The sequence below is a fragment of the Collimonas sp. OK412 genome (assembly GCF_900112135.1).
Taxonomy (GTDB): Bacteria; Pseudomonadota; Gammaproteobacteria; order Burkholderiales; family Burkholderiaceae_D; genus Collimonas; species Collimonas rhizosphaerae.
Map to the genome: position 1 here is coordinate 15,234 of NZ_FOLC01000017.1, position 12,899 is coordinate 28,132.

16 protein-coding genes are annotated in these 12,899 nt (G+C 60.8%); 12 read left to right on the forward strand and 4 right to left on the reverse strand.

Annotation, left to right across the window (positions count from 1 at the left end; all coding sequences use genetic code 11):
• Positions 1 to 368: 368 nt before the first annotated feature.
• Positions 369 to 779 (forward strand): YXWGXW repeat-containing protein, encoded by a 411-nt coding sequence (locus tag BM062_RS17205; protein WP_092399048.1) that lies wholly within the window; start codon positions 369 to 371, stop codon positions 777 to 779.
• A 75-nt stretch (positions 780 to 854) separates the two neighbouring features.
• Positions 855 to 1,145, forward strand: a complete 291-nt coding sequence (locus tag BM062_RS17210; RefSeq protein WP_092399050.1) for a hypothetical protein — start codon at positions 855 to 857, stop codon at positions 1,143 to 1,145.
• Positions 1,146 to 1,183: 38 nt separating this feature from the next.
• Here BM062_RS17210 and BM062_RS17215 read toward each other — a convergent pair whose 3' ends face one another.
• On the reverse strand, positions 1,184 to 1,708 hold the full coding sequence (locus BM062_RS17215) for a cupin domain-containing protein (protein ID WP_092399052.1): 525 nt from the start codon (positions 1,706 to 1,708) through the stop codon (positions 1,184 to 1,186).
• A 150-nt stretch (positions 1,709 to 1,858) separates the two neighbouring features.
• Between BM062_RS17215 and soxR the strand changes: the two genes are divergently transcribed.
• Positions 1,859 to 2,344 (forward strand): redox-sensitive transcriptional activator SoxR, encoded by a 486-nt coding sequence (soxR, locus tag BM062_RS17220; protein WP_092399054.1) that lies wholly within the window; start codon positions 1,859 to 1,861, stop codon positions 2,342 to 2,344.
• Positions 2,345 to 2,350: 6 nt separating this feature from the next.
• Here the strand turns inward: soxR and BM062_RS17225 are convergent, their stop codons facing one another.
• Both BM062_RS17225 and BM062_RS17230 read right to left on the reverse strand, forming a co-directional pair.
• Complete coding sequence (locus BM062_RS17225) at positions 2,351 to 2,899, reverse strand: GNAT family N-acetyltransferase (protein ID WP_092399056.1); 549 nt, start codon at positions 2,897 to 2,899, stop codon at positions 2,351 to 2,353.
• 8 nt (positions 2,900 to 2,907) lie between these two features.
• A complete protein-coding gene (locus BM062_RS17230; RefSeq protein WP_092399058.1) occupies positions 2,908 to 3,663 on the reverse strand; it encodes a DeoR/GlpR family DNA-binding transcription regulator in 756 nt (251 codons plus the stop codon).
• A 103-nt stretch (positions 3,664 to 3,766) separates the two neighbouring features.
• Here BM062_RS17230 and BM062_RS17235 point away from each other — a divergent pair, with 103 nt between their 5' ends.
• Together BM062_RS17235 and BM062_RS17240 are read left to right on the forward strand one after the other, a co-directional pair.
• Positions 3,767 to 4,411, forward strand: coding sequence for an NUDIX domain-containing protein (locus BM062_RS17235; protein WP_092399060.1), 645 nt, complete (start codon positions 3,767 to 3,769; stop codon positions 4,409 to 4,411).
• A gap of 8 nt (positions 4,412 to 4,419) precedes the next feature.
• Positions 4,420 to 5,568: an acyltransferase family protein gene (locus BM062_RS17240; RefSeq protein WP_092399062.1), complete on the forward strand. Its 1,149-nt coding sequence runs from the start codon at positions 4,420 to 4,422 to the stop codon at positions 5,566 to 5,568.
• Here the strand turns inward: BM062_RS17240 and BM062_RS17245 are convergent.
• On the reverse strand, positions 5,558 to 6,028 hold the full coding sequence (locus BM062_RS17245; RefSeq protein ID WP_092399064.1) for a GNAT family N-acetyltransferase: 471 nt from the start codon (positions 6,026 to 6,028) through the stop codon (positions 5,558 to 5,560). The two genes, BM062_RS17240 and BM062_RS17245, sit on opposite strands and share 11 nt — an antisense overlap.
• 224 nt (positions 6,029 to 6,252) lie before the next feature.
• On the opposite strand from BM062_RS17245, the gene msrA reads away from it, so the two are divergent.
• From msrA to BM062_RS17280, 7 genes are all read left to right on the forward strand, one after another.
• Positions 6,253 to 6,999 carry a peptide-methionine (S)-S-oxide reductase MsrA gene (gene msrA / locus BM062_RS17250; protein ID WP_371326600.1) on the forward strand — a complete coding sequence of 249 codons (747 nt, stop codon included), beginning with the start codon at positions 6,253 to 6,255 and terminating at the stop codon, positions 6,997 to 6,999.
• A gap of 138 nt (positions 7,000 to 7,137) precedes the next feature.
• Positions 7,138 to 7,755: a CDP-diacylglycerol--serine O-phosphatidyltransferase gene (pssA, locus tag BM062_RS17255; RefSeq protein ID WP_092399068.1), complete on the forward strand. Its 618-nt coding sequence runs from the start codon at positions 7,138 to 7,140 to the stop codon at positions 7,753 to 7,755.
• Positions 7,756 to 7,900: 145 nt separating this feature from the next.
• Positions 7,901 to 8,218 carry a hypothetical protein gene (locus BM062_RS17260; RefSeq protein ID WP_092399070.1) on the forward strand — a complete coding sequence of 106 codons (318 nt, stop codon included), beginning with the start codon at positions 7,901 to 7,903 and terminating at the stop codon, positions 8,216 to 8,218.
• A gap of 129 nt (positions 8,219 to 8,347) precedes the next feature.
• On the forward strand, positions 8,348 to 9,085 hold the full coding sequence (gene otsB / locus BM062_RS17265) for a trehalose-phosphatase (RefSeq protein ID WP_254785121.1): 738 nt from the start codon (positions 8,348 to 8,350) through the stop codon (positions 9,083 to 9,085).
• Positions 9,086 to 9,099: 14 nt separating this feature from the next.
• Positions 9,100 to 10,944: a glycoside hydrolase family 15 protein gene (locus BM062_RS17270; RefSeq protein WP_092399074.1), complete on the forward strand. Its 1,845-nt coding sequence runs from the start codon at positions 9,100 to 9,102 to the stop codon at positions 10,942 to 10,944.
• 49 nt (positions 10,945 to 10,993) lie between these two features.
• Positions 10,994 to 12,370 carry an alpha,alpha-trehalose-phosphate synthase (UDP-forming) gene (gene otsA, locus BM062_RS17275; protein ID WP_092399076.1) on the forward strand — a complete coding sequence of 459 codons (1,377 nt, stop codon included), beginning with the start codon at positions 10,994 to 10,996 and terminating at the stop codon, positions 12,368 to 12,370.
• A 204-nt stretch (positions 12,371 to 12,574) separates the two neighbouring features.
• Positions 12,575 to 12,778 (forward strand): cold-shock protein, encoded by a 204-nt coding sequence (locus BM062_RS17280; protein ID WP_092399078.1) that lies wholly within the window; start codon positions 12,575 to 12,577, stop codon positions 12,776 to 12,778.
• The last annotated feature ends 121 nt before the right edge of the window (positions 12,779 to 12,899 follow it).

Here is a 12,899-nt window from a genome sequence, read left to right on the forward strand (position 1 = left end):
ATGCCAGGCACGTCGTCCGCCGCAGCTCCGAAGGTGGATTCAGTCCCACCAAACTGGGACCCGCACAGGCTACCGGGCTATCCTGTCAGGAACCTGAAGGAAAGCTGACAAAATCCTGACAATGGGAATTCTCCACACACGAGAGCCGAAGTTCGCCGCCAGCACCGCTGCAATCACCGAATCTGGCGGAACCACTCCCCTGCCTTTCATCACGCCATTGGAAGTACCGTCGGCGACGGCCGACATTCAGCCTTGCTTGAACATGGCCAGCGCCAGTCTCCAAATGGATGTAATTATTTGCATCATTGCTTGGCAGGCAAACATTCACAGGTATAGTTAGCCCAACCCAACAACATTAGAAAAAAACCATGAAACGTTTGCTCTGCGCAATTGCCCTTGTCGCCGCCGGCGCTGCCGCGGTATTGCCAACCCAGGCGATGGCGCAGGTCGGCGTCAACATCATCATCGGCACCCCGCCGCCACCGCCAAGATACGAAGTGGCGCCGCCGCCGCGCTACGGCTACATGTGGGCGCCGGGATACTGGAATTGGGACGGCCGCCGCCATGTCTGGTCCGGCGGCCACTGGGAAAGATCACGCAACGGCTATATGTATAACCGGCCGGAATGGCGCCAGGGGCGGCACGGCTGGGAACTGCGCCGTGGCGGCTGGCAGCGCGGCGGCGATCATCGCGGCGGATATGACGGCAGGCGCGATCATCACCGCGGCGATGACCATCGCGGCTACGACCGCCGCGACAACGACCGCCATCACCGCTAACCACTACGCCATACGACAACAGGTAAAGGCAGAGCCTGCGCCTGGATTCACAGGAGCATCAACTTGACGACAGCCATGACAATCCACAAAATCCTCGCCGCTGCCGCACTGCTGGCGGCGGCCAGCCTTGCCGCCGCCCAAGCGCAGGAAGCCGGACCGCGCGCATCGCTGGATACCGCCAAGCCGCAAGCCGCCGACGAATGCCGGCGCCTGCAGGACCGTATCAGCGAACTCGACAGGATGGACGATGAACGTATCGCCCGCGCCGGGCGGACCGGTGCGCAGCAGAGCCCGGTCCAGACCAAGGAATGGATAGACAAGGAACGCAAAGACGCCAAGACAAAAATGTTCTTCGCTAAATGCTAGGTTAAATCAGCCGCCTGGTTCCAAAGACACCGCCGGTTTCAGCCGGCGTCGGGCGCCCGCGCCGGCTGGTTGATATCGACGCCATCCCAATACTCCATGGTGGCTGACCGGCGATAACTTTCCCCGGTCAGCTTCACGCTGACCCGCCCCGTTTCCGGAAACACCGCCACGTCGTTGCGCTGCGGATTGCCCAGCACCAGGTAGCGGCAAGGCGCGGATGTGTGATTGACCAGGCAATGGCCGACTTTCTGGCCTGCCGGAAAACAGGCATAGTGCCCGGGCGACAATTCGTAGCTCTTGGCGCCGAGCTGCAAAGTGAGGCTGCCTTCAAGGATGAACAGGTGCTCCTCTTCAAGCAGGTGGTAATGCGACTGGTTGGCTTGCTTGCCGGGCTCCAGCACCTCCATCGACACGCTCAGCTGGGAACCGCCGCCGAATGAACTCAGGTGCTGGAAACGCATGCCAAAACGCTCCCCGCGCGCAGCTTCTTCCCATGGCACGCTGCTGACATGGAATGGTTCGAATATCCCTTCGGCATTCGCTGAGGTGGTTTTTTCACTCAATTCAGTACTCCTTGCCCTGCATGGCGATATACGTCGAACGCAAAATTTAGCACAGATCATCTAGGCCGCATTGCGTCGCCCGGTGCAGCCTCGGGCAGGCAGCGCAAAGTTCAAGTAAACTTGAAGCCAATAACATTTCGGGATCATCTGATGAGCGAGATACTGATCACTATCGGCGAACTAGCAAAACGCTCAGGCGTGGCCGCCAGCGCCTTGCGCTTCTATGAAGAACAGGGATTGCTGAGCAGCACGCGCGAAAGCGGACGGCAGCGCCAGTTCTCGCGCGACGTATTGCGCCGGGTCGCCTTCATCCGCGTGGCGCAGACGGTAGGCCTCAGCCTCGAGGAAATCAAGGACGCCCTGTCCACGCTGCCGCAAAAACGCACACCGACCAGGCAGGATTGGGAACGGCTCTCGCGCTCCTGGCACCCGCTGCTGCAACAACGCATAGACACCCTGACCGCGCTGCGCGACCAGCTTACCTCGTGCATCGGCTGCGGCTGTCTTTCGCTGAAAAAATGCGCGCTATACAATCCCGACGATGCCGCAAAACGGCGCGGCGCGGGACCGCGTTATTTGTTAGGCGACAACGCGGCGATGGTACTCGCCGACGATGGCCCAGAAGACTACGACTAATGCCATTCAGGCTTCCGTGACACGCAGATCGAGGCGTGAATAAATCCAGAAATTCCGCGGATGACCGCGCACCATGCGAAAACTGCGCAGCAGCCCTTCACATTGAAAGCCGCATTTCTCCAATACCCTGATAGAACGCGTATTTGAATCAAGTACGGTGGCTTGGATCCGGACCGCGCCAAGGTACGAGAAACCCCATTCCGCCACGGCATTGCATACCGCAGGCGCGATATCTTTGCCCCAGACAGCCGGCGCAAGATCGTAGGCGATTTCGACAGTCTTGTGCAGCAGCGAAATGCTGTGAAAACCGATAGTACCGACCAACGCACCGGAGTCGTGCCGAACAATTGCCAGGCGAATCTCTGAAGCTGGGTCCAACGACTCCAAAGCATCGAATTTCTGCATCAGGTCATCCATCGAGCGCAAGTCCCAGCTCGTATGGTCGAGCACTCGCGGCATGGTCAGATATGCGTACCACGCGGCGGCGTCTGCGCGACTCAACGGGCGCAGGGCAACAAGTTCATGAACGAAATCAGGAAGGTCGATGTAATGCATGGATTCGATTATGCCAGGGTGACGGTTATTCCCATTTTCCGATACGGAACAATCAAGGCTTCCGCCACCCCGGCATTGACCACGATTTCGCTGACCTGAGCCAGCGGCACTATCTGGTAAGCCGATGCGGTATCCAGCTTTTCCGGCGACGCCAGCACCACCGTCTTCAAAGCCCCAATGCACAACGCACGCTTGACGCACGCTTCTTCAAAATCACCGGTGCTGATGCCCGCCTCGGGATGCAAGCTGCACACCCCCATGAAATACAGGTCGGCACGGATCTGGCCGATGGCTTCGATTGCGTTCGCTCCGACGTTGACGATCGAGTGCTTGAACAGGCGCCCGCCGATCATGATCACGTCAATGTGGGCATGCTCAACCAGCTCCAGCGCGATCGACGGGCTGTGCGTCACCACCGTTGCCCGCAACGCTGGCGGCAGCTGCCGCGCCAGCTGCACCGCAGTGGTGCCGCCATCGATGAACACCACCTGCCCCGGCTGGATCATGGCGGCAGCGGCGCGGCCGATGGCGGATTTGGCGTCGCTTGAAATCTGCTGCCGCTCAGCGAAAGGAGCCATCGCCGAGGACGCCGGCAAGGCGCCGCCATGGACCCGCTGCAGCAGGCCCTCCTTCGCCAGCTGGCGCAGGTCGCGCCGGATGGTGTCTTCCGACAGCCCGAGCTGCTCGCTCAACGACTTGGCGACGATCTGTCCGTCGCGCTTCAGGATTTCCAGCAAATGTTGCTTGCGTTGCAGGGTCAGCATAATTTTCCACACATGGTTTGCACGTTTTTTCTTGATATTTAACGATATTGCATGATAAATTCTCCGAACGCAAGCCCGATGCAACACCAACAGGAGATCCGCCGTGCAAGATGACAGAGTCAAGATCCGTAAGGTTGAAGTATTGTCGAACGACTGGTACCTACTGCAGAAAACCACCTTCGATTACCGCCGCAGCGACGGCAGCTGGCAAACCCTGACGCGCGAAACCTATGACCGCGGCAACGGCGCCACCATCCTGCTGTACAACCGCGAACGGCGCAGCGTGATCCTGATCCGCCAGTTCCGCTTCCCCACCTACGGCAACGGCCATGACGGTTTCCTGATCGAAACCGCGGCCGGGCTGCTGGACCAGGCCAGTCCCGAAGAGCGCATCAAGGCCGAGGCGGAAGAAGAAACCGGCTATCGGGTGACGGAAGTGCGCAAAATATTCGAAGCCTTCATGAGCCCGGGTTCCGTCACCGAAAAACTGTATTTTTTCGTGGCTGAATATGATCCAGGATCGCGCATCAGCGATGGCGGCGGCTTGCATGCGGAAGGCGAAGATATCCAGGTATTGGAACTGCCGCTGGAACAGGCGCTGCAGATGATAGGCAGCGGCAAGATCGCCGACGGCAAGACCATCATGCTGCTGCAATACGCGCAATTGCATTTGCTGCCGCCGCCCGCCGTCGCAAATCAAGCTTATGATGCTTGCCCGCCCGGCAGTTCCGGTCGTCCTGGAAAATGAAAACCCCAATGGCTCTTGATGATTCACGCAATTTCAGAATAGACCTGCTCAGAGGGATTGCCATCTTCCTGGTCCTCATCCTTCACTTCCATTTGTCCTACGCACTCACCGACAGTCCGCTCAACCTGCTGTTGTCCAGGGAAGCGATCAAGGCGGTTGCGGTTAACGGCAACTATGGCGTCACGATGTTTTTTGCGATCTCCGGGTACCTGATCACTTCGACTGCGGTCAAACGCTACGGCAGCCTTGGCAATATCGATATCCGCAGCTTCTATGTCTTCCGCCTGTCGCGGATCATCCCCTGCCTGCTGGCCGCGCTTGCCGCCATCGTCATCCTGGGCTTGCTCGGCCAACCGGCATTCATGAATTCGTCCGCGGACGGCTGGCCGGACGTCGGCTATCCGCTCGCGGTCCTGTCTGTCCTGACCTTCTGGCACAACGTGCTGATGCAGCATGCCTGGTATTTCAACTATGCGATGAACATCTACTGGTCGCTGTCGGTGGAAGAGGTGTTCTACCTTGTGTTTCCCGTGCTCTGCTTCGGCTTGAAACGCGAATGGGCGATCGCTTCGATATGGATCCTGGCGATTGCGGCAGGCCCGGTTTACCGCAGCTTCCACGCCACCGATGAAATCTATTTCATGTATGCCTATGCAGCCTGTTTCGACGCCGTGGCCTTTGGCTGCTGCGCGGCCTTGTTTGCGGGCCGGCACAGTTTGCAGGGGAAAGCCGGAGCGGCAATCCAGGTCGCCGCCGCCTGCCTGGTCGCCGTCACTTATGTGCGCGGCATCAATGGCCATGAGGTGTTTGGCTTCAGCCTGGTCGCGGCCGGCACCGCGGTGCTGCTGGCCGGATCCCGCAGCCGCGCCACACCCGCCTGGCTGCGCCGCAACCGGCTGCTCGCCGGAGTGCGCTGGCTGGGCAGGCATAGCTACGAGCTGTACCTGTTCCACATTATCGTACTTGGACTGATGCGCAGCGCCGTGCCGCGCGGGACCATGGGCTATGCCTACAAACTGCCGCTGCTGGCGCTGTTTCTGGCTGTCTCGGCAATCGTCGCCGGCCTTGTCGCCCGCTTCTATTCGGAACCGGTCAACGCCAGGCTCAGGGCGGCATTCCTGGGCGTCACGCAACTGCCGTCGGCGGTCAGGCCTTGAGCGTCAATTTCATCATGAGCACTTCGGCGTCCGATTCGGCAGCCGCCGGGACAAACCCCAGGTCAGAATAGATCGCGAAGGCGGCAAGGTTGTCGCGATAAACGCGCAGCGTCACGGCCTCTGCCGCAGTGGCGTGGCGCGCTTCGTCGATCAGCAGGCGGCATAGCGCCTTGCCCATGCCTTTGCCGCGCGCCGCCGGAGCCACGATAATGCGGCACAGATGCGCCGTGCCCGGCTGGCGCAGCCGATACTGGCCGAACCCTAGCAGCTCGGCATGCGCGTCATGGAGCGCGTAGCTGGCGCCGCGCTCCACCGCCAGCAGCCGGGGCAACGCGCCGGCGTCGAACGGATACGCCAGCTGCGGACCGGCCCAGCGCGTGCACGCCGCGGCATCAGGGATCCATCCGGCGATCGCGGCGTAATCGGCTGCGACAGGCGGTCTTAACTTTAATTCTGTCATACGCTCTCTTCCAGACAACAAACTCAAAATGGCCAAAGCATGTTGCCATGGAAAAATTGGCAAAGCAACATCGAGCGCTGCGGGCGCAGTCGATATTCCAGCCTGGGTGTAAGCTGAGGCGTGGAAATCTACGCATATCGTGCGCACTCCCGTAAGGAAATCCAGGCATCGCCGACTAACCATCAGCTCCGCAAAAACTGATCATATCGAAGAGGATGGGCGTCATGAGAAACTTATCAACTGAAACAAGGCAACCGGCAACCATGGCGCTCTGGGCCAAGGGATTGCTGACGGCGTGCGGACTCGGGCTGGCATTGCTGCTTGGCCTGAATCCCGCATTCTCGTCGGAGGCGGCCCAAGTCGTGCCGCCGCCTGCCAGCGACGAACCGGTGTCTGCCGCGGCACACTCGGAAACTGCAGTGTTCGCCGGCGGCTGTTTCTGGGGCGTGCAAGGCGTGTTCCAGCATGTGCGCGGAGTGACGGACGTGGTCTCCGGCTACGCCGGCGGCAGCCGCGATACGGCCCGCTACGAACGCGTCAGCGAGGGCGATACCGGGCATGCGGAATCCGTGCAGATCACCTACGATCCTGCCCAGGTCACTTATGGCAAGCTGCTGCAGATATTTTTCTCGGTCGCCCACGATCCGACCGAGCTGAATCGCCAGGGTCCGGATTCCGGCACCCAGTACCGGTCTGCCGTGTTTCCCGCCAACGACATGCAGCGCAAGCTGGCGCTGGCGTATGTCGGGCAGATAGATAAAAGCAAGGTATTCGGCAAGGCGCTGGCGACACGGGTAGAGCCCTTCAACGGTTTCTATCCTGCCGAGCCATATCATCAGAATTTCCTGGTGCACAACCCGAGCTATCCTTATATCGTGGTCAACGACCTGCCGAAGATCGACGACCTGAAACGCCTGTTTCCAGCCGTGTACCGCGCCCAGCCGGCGCTTACCAAGGTCGCATCGCGCTAGGGCCTGCTCACACTTGATTTGGGAGTGCGAACGGGCCTTAGATCGGAGATTCAACTTCGGATTGGCGCGCCGTATGTGATAAATTTGGTGCGGGCAATTGATTGCCCCTACTTTTTTTATCACATCCGGATTGAATCAATGACCAGACCTAAGCCTTTTTCGATGATACGTGAATTCCATCTAGCCGATTGGTTCACGCTCAGCAACGCGTTCTGCGGAGTCGGCTCCCTGTTTTCCGTGATGACTTACCTGCAGACGCGCGAAGTGCTGCACCTGCTGCTGGCGTGCAGCCTGATTCCGGCGGCACTGGTATTCGACGTGCTGGATGGCCGCATCGCCCGCTGGCGCGCTCAAAGCTCGGCCATGGGGCGCGAACTGGATTCGCTGGCCGACATCATCTCGTTTGGCGTGGCCCCGGCAATCATCGCCTACGGCTGCGGCATGCAGGGGCTGGTGGACCGCATCATCCTGGTGTTTTTTGTCGCTTGCGGCGTCTCGCGCCTGGCGCGCTACAACGTCACCTCCGAAAAGCTTGCCGAAGGCGGCGACAAAGTGAAATATTTCGAAGGCACGCCGATCCCGACTTCACTGCTGCTGGTCATGGTGCTGGCCGCCGCTGCCTGGCACGACGCCGTGGGCGAACAGCTGTGGCTGGGCGTGGTGTACGTCGCCGGCTTCCAGTTCCACCCGCTGGTACTGATGTTTGCCGTGTCCGGGGCCCTGATGGTCAGCCGCATCCGGATTCCAAAACTGTAAGCCCGGCCGCGGGCGGCGGATGCGGTGCGATAAAACCGCCGAAGGCTCCCACTAGCGCGCGCAATAGGTCTACACTCCTAGTGTGGTGTTTCGCAAGCCATTCGATGCAGCGCCACGCCAGCCAGCGCAACACGGGAGTGACATCATGACCGACATTGATCCCAAGAGCAGTTTCCGGGGACTGCCGTTGACTCCGGAGCAAGATGCAGAAGTGCGGCACTACATCACGGTAAAAAAACGCCATGGCGAGCCGTGGGATACGCCGGAGCTGAGCGCCATGCTGAAAGACATGCTGGAGCCGCCGGGCGACGACGAGGAAGAATTCGGCGACGGACTGGATCCTGCCATCGCGGCCGCTGAGCGCGCGGCGGCGCTCAGCGACGACATAGTCGATCCCATCGAAGCCAGCGAGGAGCGCAATGCAGCGATGGAATCCGAAGTCATGAAAACGCGGCTGTATTAAGCCGGGACGGCGTATCGGCAGCACTGCCGCCCAGTTTCCCGAGCACCTCTCCAGCCTGGCCTTGATGACAAATCATCATTTGTCACTTTCGTCATGGAACTATTCCGGCATTCTGCCGCCATACATAACATGCCTCCACAAAATCGTGACTACGACTTTGCCGCTGATGCGTTGTTTCTGGACTTCGACAATACCCTGGTCGATTTTGCCCCGCTGCCCGAAAGCGTGGTGCTGCCACCGGATTTGATAACAACCTTGCAACGGCTCCAACATGCTGCAAACGGAGCGCTGGCCATTGTCAGCGGCCGTCCGTTAAAGCAGATCGACCATTTCCTTGCACCGCTGCGCTTGCCCGTGGCCGGCGTACACGGCGCCGAGCGCCGCAGCGCCGACGGCCGCATGACGCAACTGACGGTCCCCGACATTGAACGCTTGCTGACCTGCCTGCAGCCGCTGACGGTGCAGCATGCGGGCTTGCTGCTGGAAGTAAAACGCGGCGCGCTGGCCTTGCACTACCGGCGCGCTCCGCACCTGGAACAGATCTGCGTCGAAGCAATGAACGAAGCCCTGGCCCATGAGCAAGGATTTTCGCTATTGCGCGGCAACATGGTGGTCGAAGCCAAGGCCGCCGACGCCGACAAAGGCAAGGCGATTGCTGCCTTCATGGAAGAAGCGCCGTTTGCCGGCCGCCGTCCGGTATTCATCGGCGACGACATCACGGATGAAATCGGCTTTGCCTGGGTCCAGTCGGAACCGGCAGGCGGCCTCGGCATCAAGGTCGGCGACGGCGCCAGCCTGGCGCGCGCGCGTATCGCCAGCCCGGCTGCGGTACGCAGCATGCTGGCGCAGGTTCTGGAACAACAATAAAGTCGAAGGAAATCATGACCAAGCCACCCGCAGAAACGTTGGCCGCTGCCGCAGTGATCGAAGACGGCGCAATACCCTCCACCTCCTCCCTCGACCTCGGCGTCGTCGGCAATTGCGCGCTGAACGCCTTGATCGACAAGTTGGGGCGCGTAGTCTGGTGCTGCCTGCCACGCTTCGACGGCGACCCGGTGTTCAACGCCTTGCTCGATCCCAGCGAAGACGGCAGCTTGTGGAGTTTCCAGCTGGAGAATTTTTCCCATAGCGAGCAGTGGTATGAACCGAACACCGCCGTGCTGCACACGCGCCTGTTCGACACCCTGGGACAAGGCGTCGAGATTACCGACTTCGCGCCGCGCTTCCCCAGCCGCGGCCGCTACTTCCGTCCGCTGACCCTGGTGCGCCGCCTGCATCCGCTGAGCGGCGCGCCGCGCCTGCGCGTATTGCTGCGTCCGCGCTTCGACTGGGGCCGCGAGATACCGGTCATCACCCGCGGCAGCAACCATCTGCGCTATGTCGGCTCGGAACAAACCCTGCGCCTTAACACCGACGCGCCCATCAGCTACCTGTTGGCGGAAACCGCGTTCGTCGTCAGCCGCCCGTATAACTTTATCCTGGGGCCGGACGAAACCCTGCTCAACGGCATCGGCGACACCGCCCGCACCTTCGAGCAGGAGACCCTGGCTTACTGGCGCAGCTGGAGCCGCGCCCTGGCGACGCCGCTGGAATGGCAGGCCGCCGTGATCCGCGCCGCGATCACCCTCAAGCTATCGCTGTGCGAAGACACCGGCGCAATCATCGCGGCCATGACCACCAGCGTGCCGGAAGCGCCAGGCAGCGCGCGCAACTGGGACTATCGCTATTGCTGGCTGCGCGACGCTTTTTTTGTGGTGCGCGCGCTCAACAGCCTGTCCGAACTGGGCACCATGGAAGACTATCTGCGCTGGCTCGGCAATGTCGTGGTCAGGAGCGCCGGCGGCCATGTACAGCCCTTGTACGGCATCGGCCTGGAAGAAGCGCTGCCGGAAATAACCCTGGACCACCTGCCCGGTTATCGCAATCACGCACCGGTGCGCGTCGGCAACCAGGCTTACGAGCATTTCCAGCACGACGTCTACGGCAATATCGTGCTCGGCGCGGCGCAGTCGTTCCATGATGAGCGCCTGCTGCACCGTTCCGGCGTTGAACAGTTCCAGCATCTGGAAGCCTGCGGCGAACGTGCCTTCACCTTGTATGACCAGCCGGACGCCGGCATGTGGGAGCTGCGCACCCGTTCGCGCATCCATACCTCGTCGGCACTGATGAGCTGGGCCGCCTGCGACCGCCTGGGCAAGATTGCCGCCAAGCTGGAACTCCCCGAACGCGCCCGCTATTGGCAGGAGCGCGCCGCAACCATCGGCCAGCGTATCCTGAGCGAAGCCTGGAACGAGGAGCGCCAGGCTTACGCCGAGAGTTTCGGCGGCCGCGACCTCGACGCCAGCGTGCTGCTGATGGTGGAAGTCGGCCTGGTAACGCCGACCGACAAACGTTTCATCGCCACCGTCGACGCCCTGGAAAAATATCTGTGCGACGGCCCTTACATGCGGCGCTACGAAGCGCCCGACGATTTCGGCCGGCCCGAAACCGCGTTCAATATCTGCACCTTCTGGCGTATCGACGCGCTGGCGCGCATAGGCCGCAAAAAACAGGCGCGCGAGATTTTCGAGACCATGCTGGCGACCCGCAACCACCTCGGCCTGCTATCGGAAGACACGCATCCGGTCACCGGCGAGATGTGGGGCAATTTTCCACAGACCTACTCCATGGTCGGCATCATCAACTGCGCCATGCGCCTGTCTGCAGCCTGGGAGAGCGCCATCTGAACATCTTCCGGCTGGTGCCCCTCAACCACAACAAGAAAGGAATCCGCCCATGCCCCGCCTGGTCGTAGTATCCAACCGACTCGCTGACCCGCGCAAACCCGCGGCAGGAGGTCTGGCGGTGGCGCTAGGCGAAACCCTCAAGAAAACCGGCGGCCTGTGGTTCGGCTGGAGCGGTACCGTAGTCAAGGACGGCACGCCCGGCGAAGGCGAACTGCGCGTGCACCAGGCCGGGCCGGTGACGCTGGCCGAAATGGACCTGTGCCAGGAAGACCACGATGCGTATTACCGCGGCTACGCCAACGGCGTGCTGTGGCCGATATTCCATTACCGGCTGGACCTGGCCAACCTGGAGTCCGGCTACCTGAGCGGCTACCGCCGCGTCAACCACCTGTTCGCGCGCAAGCTGATGCCGCTGCTGAAACCGGACGACCTTATCTGGATCCACGACTACCATCTGATCCCGCTGGCGGCGGAACTGCGCGCCATGGGCTGCGGCAACAAGATCGGCTTCTTTTTGCATATCCCGCTGCCGCCGCAGCAGATCCTGGCTGCCATCCCATCGCACGAATGGCTGATGCGCGCCCTGTTTGCCTACGACCTGGTGGGTTTCCAGAGCGAGGCCGACCTGCTGAATTTCGCTCACTACGTAAAAGCCGAGGCCACTGCTGAAACCGTCGGCGTCGGCCAGTTCCGCGCCTTCAACAGCACGGTGCAGGCCGGCGCGTTCCCGATCGGCATCGACATCGACGACTTTCATCGCCTGGGACGGGCGCGCGAATCGCAGGAAACCTATGAAACTACCTGCCGCGAATATTCGCGCCGGCGGCTGCTGATCGGAGTTGACCGCCTCGATTATTCAAAAGGACTGCCGCAACGCATCCGCGCCTTCGGCGAACTGCTCAAGGAATACCCGGAGAACCGGCATAGCGCGACCTTGCTGCAGATAGCAGCGCCCAGCCGCGAAGATGTCGACGCCTACAGCGACATCCAGCATGAACTGGAAAGCCTGTGCGGCGCCATCAACGGCAATTACGGCGACCTTGACTGGATGCCGATCCGGTACATCCATCGCGCCGTGGCGCGGCGCCGGCTGCCAGGCTTGTACCAGGCTTGCGACGTCGCGCTGGTGACGCCGCTGCGCGACGGCATGAACCTGGTCGCCAAGGAGTTCATCGCGGCGCAGGATGCCGCCGATCCGGGAGTGCTGGTGCTGTCGCGTTTTGCCGGCGCCGCCGAGCAGCTGAAAGAGGCGTTGCTGGTCAACCCCTACGACATTCCCGGCACGGCGCAGGCCATCCAGCGCGCCCTGCAAATGCCGCTGGCAGAGCGCCAGGCGCGCCACGGGGCGCTGCTGGAAAATGTGCGGAAATATGATGTGCACTGGTGGTGCGGACAGTTTCTGGAATCGCTGGCGAACGTGCGCTGACGGACGGCAGGTATCCAATAGTTGGATATCTGTATTTATTTCAGCAACACTCTTGGCAAAAACAGAAATTTAGGAGGATACTGATCGATGCCGGGACGCAGCTTGTTTTCGGCCCGACCCTCGGCGCTATGTTAAATAGCGTACAGAAGCATTTTCCTGGCGCTACTAACCTTGGCCCGTAGCTAACATATTTGAAAGATCATCATGGCAACAGGTACAGTAAAGTGGTTCAACGACTCCAAAGGTTTCGGCTTCATCACGCCGGACGATGGCGGCGAAGATCTGTTCGCGCACTTCTCCGCGATCAACATGGAAGGTTTCAAGACCCTCAAGGAAGGCCAGAAGGTGTCATTCGATGTCACCCAAGGTCCGAAAGGCAAGCAGGCATCCAATATTCAAAACCCCTGAACCTCGATCACGAGCGCCAGGCCCCGAGAGCCGTTTTACAGCTCTCGAATGACATGCCTGGCGTCGAAAGACTTGCCTGAACCGGGCTGGACGCTTTCCACCGATTTGATGTATATGTGGA